This window comes from Streptomyces sp. S.PB5 (genome assembly GCF_030403745.1).
Classification (GTDB): domain Bacteria; phylum Actinomycetota; class Actinomycetes; order Streptomycetales; family Streptomycetaceae; genus Streptomyces.
Map to the genome: position 1 here is coordinate 19088 of NZ_JAQMWP010000018.1, position 16169 is coordinate 35256.

Sequence of the window (16169 nt, forward strand, 5' to 3'; positions counted from 1 at the left end):
GTTCACAAGCGTGCTTCACTTCCTGCCCGGCGGCGGTGCTCGGCTGCGTTTCGGCCCCGGTCGCCCCCGAGCGCCGCGTCGAAGAGGAGATTGGTGCCCATCGTCAGCGCGACGATCAGCAGGGCGGGGACGACGACGGCCCACGGCTGGACGAACAGGCCCGTACGGTTGCGGTCGACCATCACCGCCCAGTCGGCGGCGTCCGGGGCCACCCCGACGCCGAGGAACGCGGCCGTCGCGACCAGATACAGCACGCCGGTCAGCCGTGTCCCGGCGTCCGCGGCCAGGGTGCGCAGGACGGACCGGCCGACATAGCCCACGGCCATCCGCCCCCACGTCTCGCCCTGCATACGCAGCGCCTCGACCGCCGGTCGGGCGGCGACCTCCGCCGCGGCGGCCCGGACGAGGCGGGCGGCATCGGGCACGTTGACCAGCGCCACCAGCAGCGCGACCCCGACGGCACCCGGCGAGAACACCGTCGCGGCCAGCAGGATCAGCAGCAGGGACGGCACCGCGAGCAGGACATCCAGGGGTCGCATCAGCAACTCCTCCAGCGGGCGGCGATGGGTGAGCGCCGCGGCCAGACCTACGGGGAGCGCGACGAGATACGACAGCGCGGTGGCGGCCAGTGCGGTCAGCACGACCGGCCTGCCTCCGTGCAGCACCTGCTGCCACACGTCCCGGCCCACGAAGTCGGTGCCGAGCCAGTGACCGCCGCCCAGCGTGAACGACGGTGCCCGCGGCCCCGGTTGACCCGCGAACACCGGCCCCAGCAGGGCGATGAGCAGGGGTACGGCGATGACCGCGACCCCGAGCGCGAAGCGCCCCGTACGCACCTTCCTCACGCGGCCACCCCCGCCCGGGGCGCCAGACGGTGGGCCACGACGTCCGCGCCGAGATTGAGCACGACGGTCAGCACGCCGAACACCACCGCGAGCCCCTGGACCACCGGCACGTCGCGTTCGGCGACGGCGTTGAGGAGCACGGTGCCGAGACCGGGGATCACGTACAGCGCCTCCACGACGATGACGCCGCACAGCAACCAGTCGACGGTACGGGCCAGTTGCTGGACGGCCGGGGCCAGGGCATTGGGAAGGGCGTGGGTGTAGCGGACGCGGGCGCCCGAGATCCCGTAACGCCGGGCCTGCGCCACGTACGGCGAGGCCAGTGCGTCGATCATGCCCGCCCGCACCAGCCGGGACAGTGAGCACACCGGGCGCGCCAGCAGGACGAGCACCGGCAGGACGAGCGCTGCCGGGTGACCGAGCAGGTCCGTGCCGTAGCCGACGGCGGTCGGCGGCAGCCAGGCCAGTTGCAGCGCCAGCACGGTCACCAGCAGTACCCCGAGGGCGAACTCGGGCACCGCGTACACCGCGAGCGTCACCGAGCTGATCAACCGGTCGGCGAGGCGCCCCTCGTGGCGGGCGGCGAGCACGCCGAGGCCGAAGCCGAGGGGCACGAGCAGTGCCAGGGTGAGCGCGGCCAGCAGGAGCGTGGGGCCGAAGCCGTCGGCGATGTACCGGCCGACCGGGCGGCCGGAGACCAGCGAGGTGCCGAGGTCGCCGTGGAGCAGCCCCGTTGCCCAGTCGGCGAGCCGTTCGTGAGCAGGCTTGTCGAGGTGCATGGTCTCGCGGATCGCCGCGATCCGGGCCGGGTCGGGCTGGTCGCCGGCCAGAGCCACGGCGGCGTCGCCCGGCAGCGCCTCGGTGAGCGCGAAGACCAGCAGCACCACGGCCACGGTCTGCGCGACGCCGAGAAGCAGCCGCCGGACGACGAAGGAACGCAGTCCGCTCACGCCAGCCAGACCTTGTCGAAGCGCGCCCAGTCGAGCGTGTTGGCGGGCGCCTTGGCCTCAACGCCCCGCACACTGCGGGCCGTTCCGAGGATCCAGTCGGCGAACCCCCAGATCAGGAAACCGCCCTCGGTGTACAGACGGCGCTGCATCCGGTCGAAGACGGCCGCTCGCGCTGACTCGTCGCGGGTGGACTGGGCCTGCTCGTAGAGCGCGTCGAAGTCCTTGTGCTGCCACTTGGTGGCATTGGTGGTGGAGTCGGTGAGCAGCCGCTGGGAGATGTGGGCCTCGATGGGCATGGCGCCGGAGCGGTAGCAGCACAGGGTGCCGTTGTTCAGGATGTCGGCCCAGTAGGAGTCCTTGCTGCCCATCTTCACGTCGATCGTGACACCCGCCTTGGCGGCCTGGTCGCGGAAGATGCTCGCGGCTTCGGTGAACCCGGCGGCGACGGCCGAGGTGTCCAGGGTGACCTTGAGGTTCTCGGCGCCGGCCTGCTTGAGCAGGGCGCGGGCCTTGTCGAGGTCCTGCTCGCGCTGGGGCAGGGAGCCGTCATAGTACTCGTATCCCTTGCCGAACAGGTCGTTGCCGACCACCCCCGCCCCGGACAGCGCCCCGTCGACGAGTTCCTTGCGGTCGGCGATGAGGAAGAACGCCTGCCGCACGCGCGGGTCGTCGAAGGGCGGCCGGTCCGTCTTCATGCAGAACGCCTGCATGGCGCTGTTGCGCAGCCGCACGATCTCGATCTGGCCCTTGCCCTCGTGGGCGCGGGCCGTGGTCGGGTTGAGTTCGTGCGCGTACTCGATCTGGCCGCCGAGGAGCGCGTTGGCGCGGGCCGACTCCTCGTTGGCGACCACGAACTCGAGCTCGTCCAGGTGCGGGGCGCCCTCCCAGTAGTCGTCGTAGCGGCGGAATACGGCGGACCGGCCGGGGGCGAAGGAGACGAACCGGAAGGGGCCGGAGCCGATCGGGTTCTTGTCGAAGTCGGCTGCCTTGTCGGGGACGATGTACGCCCCGAACGCGGCGAGCACGTTGGGGAATTCGGCCGTGGGCCGCTTGAGCACGAACTCGATCGACCGCTGCCCGGTGGCGCGGCTGGCGTCCAGGTCGATGGGCTCCAGGGACGCCTTGGCGCGGAACGCCTTGTCCGGGTCGGCGATACGGCGGTAGCTGTACAGGACGTCCTCGGCGGTGACCGGCTTGCCGTCGTGGAAGGTGGCCTCGCGCAGGGTGACCTGCCAGCGGTCGAGGGTCTTGTTGGCCTCCCACTTGGTGGCCAGCCGGGGCTGTGCGGACAAGTCGGCGCCGTAGTCGGCGAGTTTGTCGTACAGCGCCTTGGCGCGGGCCGCGTCGGCGAAGAGGTTGGCCAGATGCGGATCGAGGGTCTCGCTCGCGCCGCCGCCCGCGAAGGCGGCACGCAACCGCCCGCCGCGCTGCGGAGCACCGTCGCTCTTGGCGTCGCCGTCGTTGTCGCCGGTACCGCACCCGGTGGTGAGGGCGAGCGCGCCCAGCGAGGCGGCTGCGAGGAAACCACGGCGGCGCAGGAGGGGATGACGTTCGTCGTACATGGATGGTCCTTGAAGTGAGAGATCAGAAAGAAGTGAGAGATCAGAAAACGGAATTGAGGCGCGCGACGACATGCAGCCGGTCCGCGTCCGCCTTGTCGCCCGGCAACCGGCCCTCCTGCCACGGGGGTTCGGTGCGCGGTCCGGGCCCGTCGTGGAGTTCGAGCACCTCGAAGCCGTGCGCGGCCAGCAGGTGCCGTAGCTCCTGGGGGAACAGCAGTCGCCACGCCGAGTGCTGCTCGACCGGGTCCGAGCCGTCGTCCGCGGTCCAGACGCGGGTGCGGCACAGGAGTTGGGCCGTGCGGTCCACGGTGAGCGTGGTCGTGGAACGGTGGACGGTGCCCTGCCAGGTGAAGGAGTTGGCGGTGGGCGTGTCCAGCAGGTCGGTGCGGCCGAGGAAGTACGCGCCGTTGCGCAGCTCCGCGACCAGCAGCCCGCCGGGCGACAGGGCCCGACGGCACGACGTCAGGAACGTGTCGAGCTGGGCGTTGGTGTGGCAGTACAGCAGCGCGCTGTCCAGGCACACCACGGCGTCGAACCGGCCCACGTCGAACCCGTGCAGGTCGGCGCGGACGTACTCCGGACCGGGATGGTGGACCCGGGCATGGGCCAGCATCGCCTCCGACAGATCGGCGCCGGTGACTGTGCGGCCCACGCCGTGCAGGTAGGCGGCGTCGCGGCCGGTGCCGCAGCCCATGTCCAGGACGCGCGGCCCGGCCCCGTGCCGGCGCAGGCAGTCCTCCGTCCAGCGCCCGGCCAGCCGGTCGGGGTCGGGGAAGCGGGCCTCGTACAGTTCGGGGTTGTCGGTGAGGAGGTTGCGCGGAAGAGTCATCCGGGCCCCCTCAGACCGTCGCCGGTACGGCGGGCTTCGACGGCGTCGGCAGCGACCCCGCCCGGTGCAGCCAGGCCACCCCCAGCGCCGAGGCCAGCCCGAACAGGGCGCAGCACGCCCACGGCAGCCAGTCGGCGCCGCCGCGCTCACCGGCGTCCATGGCCCAGCCGACAATGGTGTTGCCGACGGCGGCGGCGATGCCGGACACCACGTAGAAGATGCCGAAGTAGGTGCCGGTCAGCTCGCTGCGGCCGAATCCGGGGATCAGCTCCATCACGAACGGCTGGGCGACCATGACCCCGAGGTAGAGCAGCAGGGCGCCGGCCAGGACGGGCAGGGCGCGCAGCACGGGGTGGCCGGAGGAGCCCACGACCAGGGCGGGCGGCAGGAACGCCAGCGCCATCAGTCCCAGCCCCGTGGCGATCCAACGCGCCCTGTTCCCGCGCTCCTTGAGAGCGCTGGTGATGCGCAGTTGCAGCGCCAGGTTGGTGAGGGTGCCGACCAGGAAGACGAGTCCGGCCGCGCCGTCCCAGCCGGTGGCCTGCCGGGCGCCGTCGGGCAACAGCAGGTAGAGCTGGTTCTCCAGGGTGAACATGCCGACCATGGCGAGCGCGAAAGCGAGGAAGGCACGGTTGCCGAGCACCTCGCGCCAGTCGCCGAGCACCGTGCCCTTGCCGGGCTCGACCTTGCGGGCGGGCAGCACCAGGGCCTGCGCGACGGTGAGGACCGCGAAGATACCGGCCGCGGTGAGCGCGGACGTCCGGAAGTCGACCAGCAGCAGCGCGCTGCCCAGCAGCGGTCCGATCAGGGCGCCGGTCGTGGCGAACACGTTGAACAGCGCGAACGCCTCCGCCTTGCGCTCGTCAGCCTCCTGGGCGATGTAGGTGCGCACGGCGGGGTTGAACAGCGCCCCGGCCAGCCCGCTCAGCACGGACGCGGCGAGCAGCACGGCCGGGTCGTCGCCGAGCGCGAACAGCGCGAACCCGACGGTCCGCAGCGCGCATCCGGCGATGATCACGCCGCGCGCGCCGAGCCGGTCGGAGGCGGAGCCGCCGATGATGAACAGGCCCTGCTGGCTGAGGTTTCGCACCCCGAGGACGATCCCGACGACGGCCGCCGACATGCCCAGGTTGTCGGTGAGGTGGGTGGCGAGGTAGGGGATGAGGAGGTAGAAGCCGGTGTTGACGCCGAGCTGGTTGACCAGCAGGAGCTGGACGGCGAGCGGGAAGCCGCGCATCTCACGCCACGTCTTCATAGGCCCCCACCTCCTCGACTCCCAGCCCGGGGCGGCCGTTTGCGCGGATGACGCCGTCCTCGCCGCCGATGCCGGTCCACGGGTCGTGGGCGAGCAGCAGATGTCCGTCGAGGTCGGTCCAGCGGGCCCGGTCGGCCAGATGCACGGCGGGCGCGAGCCCGAGCGAGCTGGCGGTGAGACAGCCGAGCATCAACTCCGTGCCGCTGCCGTCGATCGCGTCGGCGATCCGCAGGGCGGCGCGCACCCCGCCGCACTTGGCGAGCTTGACGTTGACGCCCTGGACGCGTCCGGCCAGACGGCGTACGTCCTCCAGGTCCACGGCGTCCTCGTCGGCGATGACCGGCAGCGGTGAGCGCTCGGCCAGTGCACCCAGTGCCTCCGGGCTGCCGGGCGGGAGCGGCTGCTCGACGGCCTCGACGCCGATCTCGGCGAACCGGGGGAGCAGGGCCTCGGCCTGGGCCGGGGTCCAGGCGCCGTTGGGGTCGAGGAGCAGCCGGGCCCTGGGAGCGGCGTCGCGGATGACGCGGACCCGCTCCACATCGTCCTCCGGGTCGATGGTCCCCGCCTTGACCTTGATGACCTCGAAGCCGCTCGCTGCGAGTCGGCGGGCCTGCGCGGCCGCGTCGGCCGGTGCGGTGATGCCGATGGTGCGGGCGGTGGCCGCGACCGGGGGCTCGTGAGTGCCGAGGAGCCGGTGAACGGGGCTGCCCGCCCGCTTGCCGACAAGGTCGAGGAGAGCGGCTTCGAGGGCGGCGGTCACCGCCGGCGGAAGGCTTGCGTCCGTCAACTCGCCGTCCTGCAAGGCGCTTTCGGGATCGGGGAAGCGGGACAGGGCCGCACCGGCAACGGTGAGAAGTCGTACGAGAGTGTCGGTGTCGAGTCCGTAGTAGACGCTGGTGACGGCCTCGCCGTGACCGGTGACGCCGTCGTGTTCGACGGTGAGCCACACGGCGTCGCGGGCGGACATGGTGGAGCGGGAGATGCGCAGCGGCTCGGCGAGTGCGAGGCGTACGGTGCGCAGGCTGGCCTTCACGGGGTCCTTTCCAGGAGCAGGGGGTCGGCGACACGGGTGCAGCGCACCCAGCCGGTGGCCTCGGCCGCACGGGGGTGCGGGATCTCGACGGGGCGGGTGGCGGCCGTGGCGAGGTCGAGGCCGTGGGCGGTGGCGAAGTCGTCGTCGTAGACGGTGCCGAGGTAGCGGTGCGGGCCGTCGGGGAAGACCGTGGCGACGACCGCGCCGGGATGGACGCGCGCGGCCCAGGCGGCTACGCGGGCGGCGGCGCCGGTGCTCCAGCCGCCGCTGACGAAGCTGCCCCGGGCGAGGCGCCGGCAGCTGTCGACGGCCTCGGCGGGACCCACCCAGTGGACCTCGTCGAAGGCGTCGTAGGCGACATTGCGCGGGTGGATGCTGCTGCCCAGGCCGCGCATCAGCCGCGGCCGGGCGGGCTGGCCGAAGATGGTGGAGCCGGTCGAGTCGACGCCGATCAGCCGCAGCGCGGGCCAGCGGCGCCGTAGCGGACCGATGATCCCGGCACTGTGCCCGCCGGTCCCGACGCTGCACACCAGGATGTCCAGATGGTCGAGCCGGTTGACGAGTTCGGCGGCGAGCGAGGCGTAACCGGCGCTGTTGTCGGGGTTGTTGTACTGGTCCGGCCAGTACGCGCCGGGCAGCACGGCGAGCAGTTCCCGCAGCCGGGCCAGGCGTGCGGCCTGCCAGCCACCCCGGGGTGCCGGGCGGTCCACGATCTCCAGTCGCACGCCGTGGGAGCGCAGCAACTGCCGCATGGACGGCTCCAGTTCACTGTCGCCGACCAGGACCACGGGGTGGCCGAGGGCCTGGCCCGCGAAGGCGAGCCCGATGCCGAGCGTCCCCGAGGTCGACTCCACCACCGGGGCGCCGGGCCGCAGTTCGCCCCGCTGCCGGGCACCCAGCAGCATCGACACGGCGGCCCGCGCCTTCATGCCGCCCGCCGCGAGACCTTCGAGCTTGGCCCAGAAACCGGGGTGCGGGCCGGGCAGTTCGGCCGTGACGCGGACCAGGGGAGTGCGGCCGAGGAGGGTGAGCAGTTCAGGGCGGGCGACGGGGAGGACGGCCGTGGTGGTCATCGCCCGCCCTCCGGACCGCCGGTGTAGCGGTGGACGACGCCGGGACCGCCGTCGAGCCAGAAGAAGGGGTAGGGCTCGGCGCACACCGCGCTCACTCCGTGACCGAGGAAGCGGGGCAGTACGGCACTGCCGGTCTGCGCGAACGCGACCAGCGGCTTGCCGTGCGTCCGCGCGTGCTCGCGCAGCGGATCGAAGGTGCCGTTGCCGAGCGTCATCCCCGACACCAGCAGCGCGTCGCAGCCGTCCGCCGCGGCGAGCGCGTCGGTGACGACGACTTCGTCCCACTCGGTCCGCCCGCCCTTGAGGTCGCACGGCACATAGCGCAGACCGCGCGAACGCAGCGCCTCCAGCAGGGAGTTGACCACTCCGACCACCAGCACGGTCGCGCCCGCGGGCAGATCCAGCAGCCCGATCACGGCCTGCGCCCGCGCACGGGACTTCTCCAACGAAGTCCCGGCGGGCAGCGCGGCGGGCCTTGCCCCGTGCTCCGGAGTGTGCGGGGTGACGTGCATCAGATAGGCGTCCAGCGCGGCCACGCGCATCGGCAGGAGCGGATGGGCCAGCAGCGTGGCCACGTCGGCGCCCACACACTCCTCCACGGCCCCGTCGGGCAGAGCGCCGGGTTCGACCGCGCAGGAGCCGACGGCCGCGCCCAGCCGCAGACTGAGCACCTCGTTGCGATAGCCGGTGCCCCGGCCCTCGTGCCGTACCGCCTGCCGCGTGGTGAAGGCCACGGCGATGCGCTGCGCGGCAGGGTCCGGGCCCAGCTCACCGGAGCGGGTGCGCGCCACGAGGTCATCGAACGTCAGGGTACCGATGGCGGTGGTCATCGGATCACCAGCCCGGAGCGCAGCTCGCCGAGCAGGCCCTCGACCCGGTCGCGGGCGCCCAGGCCCGTGGCATCGCCTGCCATGACATGGCCCAGGTACTCGTTGTTGCTGCCGGCCGCCTTCACCGGCCGGCCGGGCTCGGCGAGTTGTAGCTCCAACACCCCTGTCGGGTCCCGGAGTTCGGAGGCATCCAGCGCTTCGAGCGTGCCCGAGCTCTCCGGCACCAGGAAACCGATGGCCGCGCTGCACAGCCCGGTGTCGCCGCCCCGCAGATCTGGCTCGTGGCCGAGGGAGACGTCCACGAACGCGGCGGCCAGGTCGATGCCGGTCACATGGCGGACCAGCTCGGTGATGCGGTTCCCGGCAGGCCGCGGATTGACCTCGACCACGCGCGGACCGGAGGAGGTCAGCTTGATCTCGGTGTGCGCCACGACCCCGTCGGTGAGGCCGAGGGCCTTCAGCGCGGCGAGCGCGGTGTGTTCGGCGGCCTCGGTGTCGGCGGCCGACAGGGCGGCCGGGAACATGTGCCCGGTCTCGATGAACGCGGGCGCCCCGCCGATGCTCTTGTCGGTCACACCCACCACGTGCACCGCCCCGGCGTACGACACGGTCTCGACGCTCACCTCGGGGCCGTCCAGCAGCTCCTCCAGCTGCACCGCCGGATCGCGCCGCTGACCGCGGGCGTTGACCGGGAACTCCGCCAACGCGCGTACAGCAGCAGCTAGTTGTTCTTCGTCGTCGACGCGCCGCACATACATGCCCGCGCACAGGTCCACGGGCTTCACCACCAGCGGATAGCCGATCTCCCGCGCCGCCCGCGCGAGATCGGCCCACTCCTCGTGCACGGCATACCGCGGCCCGGGCACTCCCGCCTCGGCGAGGATCCGACGGGTGGCGTCCTTGCGGCAGGCGTTCTCGACCGCCTCAGGGCCGGGACCGGGCAGGCCCAGACGCCCGGCGATCCGTGCCACCGCAGGCAGGTAGTAGTCGCAGGAGGTGAGGACGCCGTCGAAGCCCAGCACCGCGTGCAGTCGCTCGATCTCGGGCAGCAGAGTGTCGGTGTCGTTGGTGTCGGCGGTGATGATGTTGCGCGCGCCGAGCAGCGGGTGGGCGGCGCCCTCGGGTGCCGAGCGGAGGTAGTGGTGGAGGTCGCGGGTGAGGAAGGTGAACTCGTGGCCGCCCTCCCGGATGGCCCTCGGCAGCAGTCTGCTCATCGACCCGACCCAGCTCTCGACCATCAGCAGATGAGCCACAACTCCCCTTTTCGTGCAGCGAGTTCAGGATTCAGGGCAGCCCGGAGAAGCCCTCGGGCGGGAGGGGCCGGGCATTGCGCTCACACAAGCTATCGATAATCATTTTCATTTACTAGTCCCTTACCGGCCCGCCCCTGGGGCGCTGGTGTCCGGGTGCGCGATCGGAACACATATGAGAGCTTTCACTTACTTTGAGGTATTCATCAGTAGGTCCGTGAGCCGATGACCGGAGTGAGCCGTGGCCACCCTTCTCTACCGGCTGGGGAAACTCGCCTTCCGCCGCCGCAGGATCGTCCTCGCCCTCTGGGCCGTGGTGATCGCCGCGGTCGTGGCAGGTCTCGGCGTCGTCGGTGAGGACACCGACGACACGTTCACGATCCCTGGCTCGGAGTCCCAGCAGGCCCTGGACACGCTCGGTCGGGTGTATCCGGCGGCCGGCGGAACCAACGCGCAGATCGTCTTCACCGCTCCCGAGGGGGAGAAGGTCACCGCACGGAAATACCAGCCGGGGATCGCCGCGACCCTCAAGGAGGCAGCCGACGCCCCGCAGGTGACCGCGGTTCTCTCGCCCGAGCAGACCCAGGCCGTGTCCAGGGACGGCCGCTCCGCCCTCGCGCAGATCCAGTACTCCGTCTCCAACGCCGAGCTCGAGGACGGTTCGCTGGATGCCCTGGAGGACACGATCGCCCCGGCCGAGAAGGCCGGGCTCACGGTGTCGGTGGGCGGTCAGGCATACAACAGCACCGGAGTCGACATCAGCGCCAAGGAGGTCGTCGGTGTCGTCATCGCCCTGATCATCCTGGTGATCACGTTCGGCTCGCTGCTCGCGGCCGGGATGCCGGTGCTCACCGCCGTCGTCGGCGTCGTCATCGGGGCCGGCGGACTGCTCCTGGTGAGCCACCTGACCGCGATCTCCTCCACGGCGCTGACCCTCACGGTCATGCTGGGCCTCGCGGTCGGCATCGACTACACGCTGTTCATCCTGTCGCGCCATCGGGACCAGCTGAAGGCCGGTATGGCCACCGACGAGTCGGCGGCCCGCGCGATCGGCACCTCCGGCAGCGCGGTCGCCTTCGCCGCGCTCACCGTGATCATCGCCATGGTCGGACTCTCCGTCGTCGGCATCCCCTTCCTGACCGCGATGGGGCTCGCCGGTGCGGGTGGCGTGGCGATCGCCGCGCTCGTCGCCCTCACCCTGCTCCCCGCGCTGCTGGGATTCGCGGGCGACCGGCTCAGGCCCAGGCCGAAGAAGACCTCCGCACCCGGCGACCGGACCGCCCCGAAGCAGACGCTCGGCGCCCGATGGGTGCATACGGTGACCCGCGTCCCCGCCCTCACCGTCGTCCTCGTCACCGCCGGACTCCTGGTCGTCGCCTGGCCCGCCCGCGACCTGCAGCTCGCCCTGCCCGACAACGGCAGCGCCGCGAAGGGCACCACCCAGCGCGAGACCTACGACACCATCACCGAGGAGTTCGGCCCCGGCCTCAACGGACCGCTGCTCATCCTCATGAACACCGGCGATGCCAAGGCGTCCTCCGCCGCGCAGCTGACCGCCGAACTGAACACCGTGCGCAAGGAGCTGGCCGCCACCAAGGGCGTCGCCCTCGCCTCGGCGGCCCAGCAACTCGACTCCGAGCACGCGCTGCTGACCGTCGTGCCGACCACCGGCTCCGGGGACGAGGCCACCAAGGATCTGGTCACGGCACTGCGGGCCGAGGAGTCCTCGATCCGGTCCCGGACCGGGATCTCGCTCCAGGTCACCGGCCAGACCGCGGTCAACGTCGACGTGTCGCAGAAGCTCAGCGACTCGCTGCTGACCTTCGCCGTCGTGGTCGTGGGCCTGTGTCTGCTGATTCTGCTGATCGTCTTCCGTTCCCTCGTGGTCCCGGTCAAGGCGACGGTCGGGTTCCTGCTCTCGGTCGCGGCCTCCTTCGGTGCCGTGGTCGCGGTCTTCCAGTGGGGCTGGGCCGCGGATTTCATTGACGTCACGCGGACCGGGCCCGTCGTGTCCTTCCTGCCGATCATCCTCATGGCCGTACTCTTCGGGCTCGCCATGGACTACGAGGTGTTCGTCGTCTCCAGCATCCACGAGGAGTACGCCCATGGCGGCGACGCCCGCCGGGCCGTCCTGACGGGCTCACCCCTGGCGTTCCGGGTGGTCACCGCCGCCGCGCTGATCATGGTGGCGGTCTTCGCGGGGTTCGTCACGATGCAGGACGCGATCGTGAAGCCGATCGCCTTCGCCCTGGCCTTCGGGGTTCTGGTCGACGCCTTCCTCATCCGGATGACGTTCGTGCCCGCGGTGCTCATGTGGGTCGGCCGGGCCGGCTGGTGGCTGCCGCGCGGTCTGCAGAAGATCCTGCCGAACGTGGACATCGAGGGGCGCGATCTGCCCAAGCCCCCGGCACAGCCGAGCGAGACGCCCGCCACTGCCTCCGAGCGCGACTGACATCCCCGGGAGCGGGGTGTCACGTCCGGGGCCTGACGAGCCCAGCCGTCTCGCAGGCCCCGGACGTCGGCGCAGGCCGCCCGGCCTCGGGGGGAGAGGGAGACCGGTGTGCGATGACAGCCCGCGCGGAGCCGGGGAGGGGCGGCCGCCACCCTCACAGGGGCCGCCCGCGCCCGGCCGTACAGGACGCGGTCAGCCGGCGGCCATCGCCGTTGCCGTGTACGCCAAGGAGATCAGGGCCACTACGGCCGCCGGGACGGCCCGAGGGAGCGGGTCGCCGTGGCGCAGGTGGACCGCTGCCGCCGCGGCCATCAGCAGGGCGAGGCCTGTCGCGGCGGCCACGCCCAGCGGCGTCCAGGCCAGACCCGTCAGCAGACCGGCGACCCCGGCCACCTCCAGCGCGCCGACGACGCGATAGAGCCGGACCGACATGCCGAGATGGGCCGCCGCCTGCCGCATGACCGGCGCCGCGGCGAGCTTCGCCAGCCCCAGCGGAAGGAAGACCAGGGACAGGACGACGGCGAGCACGGTGGTCATGAGGCGGACCTGCCCTTGCGGCGCTCCTCGCCCAGCCGGGCGTAGTGGTCGATGAGCTCAGGGCTGTCCACAGTGGCCGGATTGACGACCTGCTCCACCGCGGCACCCTGGAGCAGTCGCTTGATCGGGACCTCCAGCTTCTTGCCGGTGCGGGTGTGCGGGATGCCCGGCACTTCGAGGATCTCGTCGGGGACGTGGCGGGGTGAGGCGCCGGTGCGGATGGCGTCCTTGATCCTCTCCCGGAGGGTGTCGTCGAGTTCGACGCCCGCCGCCGGGACCACGAACAGCGGCATCCAGTAGCCGCCGTCGGGTTCCTCCGCGCCGATGACCAGGGCCTCGGTGATCTCGGGGAGACGTTCGACGGCGTCATGGATGTCGGCGCTGCCGAGCCGTACGCCGTTGCGGTTGAGGGTGGAGTCGGAGCGGCCGTGGATGATCACCGAGCCGTGGCCGGTGACCGTGATCCAGTCGCCGTGTCGCCACACCCCGGGGTACGCCGAGAAGTAGGCGTCGCGGTAGCGGGCGCCCTCCGGGTCGTTCCAGAAGTACAGCGGCATCGAGGGCATGGGGCGCGTGACGACCAGCTCGCCGACCTGGTCGATGACGGGGAAGCCCTCGGCGTCGTACGCGGCCAGCGCCACACCCAGGTTCGGTGCGGACAACTCGCCCGCCCAGACAGGGGTGTTGGGGGCGCTGCCCGCGAAACCGGAGACGATGTCGGTGCCGCCGCTGATCGAGGCCAGCAGGACGTGGTCGCCGACGTGCTCGCGGACCCAGGGATAGGCGGATGCGGGCAGGGCCGAGCCCGTGCAGCCGACGACGCGGATCGACGACAGGTCGTGGACGGACGGGTCGATGCCGAACTTGGCCATGCCCAGCAGGTATTGGGGACTGGTGCCGAAGACGGTGACCCGGTGGCGGGCGGCCAGTTCCCAGAGGCGGTCGAGCCTGGCGAAGGGGGCCGGGCTGCCGTCGTAGGTGCAGGTGGTGGCACCGGTGAGGAGGGTGGAGGCGACCAGGTTCCACATCATCCAATGGGTGGTGGTGTACCAGAGGAGGCGGTCGCCGGGGCCCAAGTCCGAGTGCAGGCCCAGGGTCTTCAGATGCTCCAGGAGCACACCGCCGTGGCCGTGGACGATGCCCTTGGGCAGGCCGGTGGTGCCGGAGGAGAACACGACCCACAGCGGATGGTCGAACGGGACCGACACATGGGCGGGTTCCTCGGTACGGGTGGAGGCATCCTCCCAGGGGACCACCAGCGACGGGTACGCCTGCGACGGCCAAGGCAGGCCCATGTGGTCCACCAGCAGGGTCGCCTTCAACGTCGGGAGAGTGTGGGCGAGTTCGAGGACGGCGTCGCGGCGGTCGTGGGTGGTGCCGTTGAAGAGGTAGCCGTCGGCGGCGATCAGCACGGTGGGTTCGAGCTGGGCGAACCGGTCGGCGGCGGCCTTCGGGGCGTAGTCCTGCCCGCACACCGACCAGACCGCACCCAGACTCGCTGCGGCGAGGAACGCGACGATGGCGTGCGGGGCGTTGGGCAGATAGCCGACGACCCGGTCGCCCTTGCTGACGCCGAGGTCGCGCAGGGTGGCGGCCACGGATGCCACCTGGGCACGCAACCGGGCGCCGGTCACCTCGTACCCGGCACCGGTCTCGTCGAGGGCGATGATCGCCGTGTCGTCGTCGCGGACGTTGCGCAGCGCGTGGTGGGCGTAGTTGAGCGTGGCGCCGGGAAACCACCGGGCGCCGGGCATGCTGTCCTCAGCCAGCACCTGCTCGTACGGGGTGTCGGAATCGATGCCGAAGTACTCCCACACCGCGCCCCAGAAGCCCTCCAGGTCGGTGACCGACCACTGATGCAGGGCGGCGTAGTCGTCGGGGTCCATGCTCTGGAGCCGGGCGAAGTCCGCGATGCGACTGGCGGCCGCCGTCTCTGGATCGGGCGTGAAGAAGGGCGTGCTCATGGCGTCGTACTCCTCAACAGGCTTTTCGGGGCCACCCGTTCGGAAGGGACAGGGGTTCGTGTGGTGTGCAGCAGGGAGGCCCAGGAGGTCGACGTGAAGTCGCGGCCGCCCGAGGGGACGACGTCCATCACGACGCGGTCGGGCCGCAGCAGGACCGCGTCCGCGCGCCCGGCGCGCAGCCAGGCGGCGAGGGTGCCGTCGTCGCCGAGGTCGGCCACCGGGACCGCGGGCACGCCGAGACCGTGCGCGAGCGCGGTCAGGGAGGGTCCGGGTTCGGAGGCGGTCAGCACGGCGAAGGAGTCGCCGAGCAGCTCGTCGAGACGGGTACGTCGTCCGCCGACGCTCACCCACGGTTGGGGGCAGTGCGTGCCTGCCAGGCGTCGGCGGACCCCGCGCCACACCAGGGGCCCGGCGGTGAGGGGCGGGCTGAGGTCGCGGCCGGCCAGCTCGGTCAGGCCGGGTATGCGGCAGGCCGTGGCCAGCGCCCGGCGGCGGAGCGCGGCGGCGCCGTCCTGGCCGCCGGTCATGGCCCAGCCCATGGCGACCGCGAGGCGGACCACATGCCGTGCGTGCGGCTTGCGTTCGCTCTCGTAGGTGTCCAACAGCCGTTCGTCGCCGCCCTGTTGGAGGACGCGGGCGAGTTTCCAGGTGAGGTTGTAGGCGTCCCTCAGCCCCGAGCACAGGCCCTGTCCGATGAACGGCGGGGTGAGGTGGGCGGCGTCGCCGAGCAGGAAGACCCGTCCGCTGCGCCAGCGGTCGGCGACGCGGGCCCGGAAGGTGTACTGCGTCTCGCGGACCACCTCGAAGTCCCCGTCGTACGACGGTGGCAGCCACGGGGCGATCAGCTCACGGACCGTCTCTTGTCCTTCCCCGAGCCGGAACTCCCAGCGGTAGCGGTTCTCGCTCACGCGCATGAAGGTGGCCGGCCGGGCCGCGTCGCAGACCTGGTCGACGCCTTCCCAGCTGCGGACGGGGCCCGTCGTGTCGACGTCGATGACCTTCCAGCGCTCCTCGAAGCGCAGGTCCTCCCACACGCCGCCGATCGCCTCGCGGGTGAGGCTGCCCGCGCCGTCGCAGCCCAGGACCGCGTCGGCCCACAGCTCATGCTCACCGCCCTCCTCGTCACGGTAGGTCACCCGGACCGGGCCGGTGGAGTCCGGGCCGACGCCGGTGACCTCCACGCCGGCGCGCAGTTCGCACTCCGGGCGCCGGGCCAGGGCGTCGCGCAGTACGCGCTCCAGCTCGGGCTGGTCGAACATGCCGGTCTGCGGGTAGCCGTGCCGGCCGTGCTCGGTGCGCCGGAACTCGGCCATCACCCGGTGCCGGGCGTCCAGCAGCCGCAGCCCCTTCGCCGGGCGGGAGATCGCGGCGAACTCCTCACCGACGCCCGCCGCTTGGAGGATTCGGTGGATCTCGTCGTCGCTTGCGACGGCGCGGGGGAGCGGGTAGACGTCCTGGTGGCGTTCGAGGACGACACTGCGGACGCCGTGCCGGGCCAGGAGGAGGGCAGCGGTCACGCCCACCGGCCCGGCCCCGACGATCACGACGGGCACACGTGCGGCTTCATCGACGGTCATGTGCGGCTCACC

13 protein-coding genes are annotated in these 16169 nt (G+C 71.9%); 1 reads left to right on the top strand and 12 read right to left on the bottom strand.

Features of this window, described 5'->3' with window-relative positions:
• Nucleotides 1-2 precede the first annotated feature (2 nt).
• From PH203_RS37135 to PH203_RS37175, 9 genes are read right to left on the bottom strand one after another with little or no spacing between them, the layout of a single operon-like run.
• A complete protein-coding gene (locus PH203_RS37135; protein WP_289925945.1) occupies nucleotides 3-845 on the bottom strand; it encodes an ABC transporter permease subunit in 843 nt (280 codons plus the stop codon).
• Nucleotides 842-1795 (bottom strand): ABC transporter permease, encoded by a 954-nt coding sequence (locus PH203_RS37140; RefSeq protein WP_289925947.1) that lies wholly within the window; start codon nucleotides 1793-1795, stop codon nucleotides 842-844. Before PH203_RS37140 ends, PH203_RS37135 begins: the two co-directional genes overlap by 4 nt.
• Nucleotides 1792-3357 (bottom strand): ABC transporter substrate-binding protein, encoded by a 1566-nt coding sequence (locus PH203_RS37145; protein WP_289925949.1) that lies wholly within the window; start codon nucleotides 3355-3357, stop codon nucleotides 1792-1794. Before PH203_RS37145 ends, PH203_RS37140 begins: the two co-directional genes overlap by 4 nt.
• A 40-nt stretch (nucleotides 3358-3397) precedes the next feature.
• On the bottom strand, nucleotides 3398-4186 hold the full coding sequence (locus PH203_RS37150; protein ID WP_289925951.1) for a class I SAM-dependent methyltransferase: 789 nt from the start codon (nucleotides 4184-4186) through the stop codon (nucleotides 3398-3400).
• Nucleotides 4187-4196: 10 nt separating this feature from the next.
• Nucleotides 4197-5441, bottom strand: coding sequence for an MFS transporter (locus PH203_RS37155; RefSeq protein ID WP_289925953.1), 1245 nt, complete (start codon nucleotides 5439-5441; stop codon nucleotides 4197-4199).
• The gene (locus PH203_RS37160; RefSeq protein WP_289925955.1) at nucleotides 5425-6474 is read right to left on the bottom strand and encodes a dipeptide epimerase; all 1050 of its coding nucleotides are present in this window, start codon (nucleotides 6472-6474) and stop codon (nucleotides 5425-5427) included. Before PH203_RS37160 ends, PH203_RS37155 begins: the two co-directional genes overlap by 17 nt.
• Nucleotides 6471-7547 carry a pyridoxal-phosphate dependent enzyme gene (locus PH203_RS37165; protein ID WP_289925956.1) on the bottom strand — a complete coding sequence of 359 codons (1077 nt, stop codon included), beginning with the start codon at nucleotides 7545-7547 and terminating at the stop codon, nucleotides 6471-6473. Before PH203_RS37165 ends, PH203_RS37160 begins: the two co-directional genes overlap by 4 nt.
• Nucleotides 7544-8377 carry a DUF364 domain-containing protein gene (locus PH203_RS37170; RefSeq protein WP_289925957.1) on the bottom strand — a complete coding sequence of 278 codons (834 nt, stop codon included), beginning with the start codon at nucleotides 8375-8377 and terminating at the stop codon, nucleotides 7544-7546. Before PH203_RS37170 ends, PH203_RS37165 begins: the two co-directional genes overlap by 4 nt.
• Nucleotides 8374-9630: an ATP-grasp domain-containing protein gene (locus PH203_RS37175; protein ID WP_289925958.1), complete on the bottom strand. Its 1257-nt coding sequence runs from the start codon at nucleotides 9628-9630 to the stop codon at nucleotides 8374-8376. The genes PH203_RS37170 and PH203_RS37175 overlap by 4 nt, the downstream gene beginning before the upstream one ends.
• Before the next feature lie 238 nt (nucleotides 9631-9868).
• On the opposite strand from PH203_RS37175, the gene PH203_RS37180 reads away from it, so the two are divergent.
• On the top strand, nucleotides 9869-12079 hold the full coding sequence (locus PH203_RS37180) for an MMPL family transporter (protein WP_289925959.1): 2211 nt from the start codon (nucleotides 9869-9871) through the stop codon (nucleotides 12077-12079).
• A 192-nt stretch (nucleotides 12080-12271) separates the two neighbouring features.
• On the opposite strand, the gene PH203_RS37185 is transcribed toward PH203_RS37180, so the two are convergent.
• Genes PH203_RS37185 through PH203_RS37195 form a run of 3 tightly spaced genes read right to left on the bottom strand, consistent with a single transcriptional unit; the run spans nucleotide 12272 to nucleotide 16157 of the window.
• Complete coding sequence (locus tag PH203_RS37185) at nucleotides 12272-12616, bottom strand: DoxX family protein (RefSeq protein WP_289925960.1); 345 nt, start codon at nucleotides 12614-12616, stop codon at nucleotides 12272-12274.
• Nucleotides 12613-14580, bottom strand: a complete 1968-nt coding sequence (locus PH203_RS37190) for an acetoacetate--CoA ligase (RefSeq protein WP_289925962.1) — start codon at nucleotides 14578-14580, stop codon at nucleotides 12613-12615. Before PH203_RS37190 ends, PH203_RS37185 begins: the two co-directional genes overlap by 4 nt.
• On the bottom strand, nucleotides 14577-16157 hold the full coding sequence (locus tag PH203_RS37195; protein ID WP_289925963.1) for a bifunctional 3-(3-hydroxy-phenyl)propionate/3-hydroxycinnamic acid hydroxylase: 1581 nt from the start codon (nucleotides 16155-16157) through the stop codon (nucleotides 14577-14579). Before PH203_RS37195 ends, PH203_RS37190 begins: the two co-directional genes overlap by 4 nt.
• Nucleotides 16158-16169 lie beyond the last annotated feature (12 nt).

Coding starts and splice junctions, on each gene's coding strand:
- PH203_RS37145 (WP_289925949.1), bottom strand. CDS start 3,357: ATGTACGACGAACGTCATCCCCTCCTGCGCCGCCGTGGTTTCCTCGCA.
- PH203_RS37150 (WP_289925951.1), bottom strand. CDS start 4,186: ATGACTCTTCCGCGCAACCTCCTCACCGACAACCCCGAACTGTACGAG.
- PH203_RS37155 (WP_289925953.1), bottom strand. CDS start 5,441: ATGAAGACGTGGCGTGAGATGCGCGGCTTCCCGCTCGCCGTCCAGCTC.
- PH203_RS37165 (WP_289925956.1), bottom strand. CDS start 7,547: ATGACCACCACGGCCGTCCTCCCCGTCGCCCGCCCTGAACTGCTCACC.
- PH203_RS37170 (WP_289925957.1), bottom strand. CDS start 8,377: ATGACCACCGCCATCGGTACCCTGACGTTCGATGACCTCGTGGCGCGC.
- PH203_RS37185 (WP_289925960.1), bottom strand. CDS start 12,616: ATGACCACCGTGCTCGCCGTCGTCCTGTCCCTGGTCTTCCTTCCGCTG.
- PH203_RS37190 (WP_289925962.1), bottom strand. CDS start 14,580: ATGAGCACGCCCTTCTTCACGCCCGATCCAGAGACGGCGGCCGCCAGT.
- PH203_RS37195 (WP_289925963.1), bottom strand. CDS start 16,157: ATGACCGTCGATGAAGCCGCACGTGTGCCCGTCGTGATCGTCGGGGCC.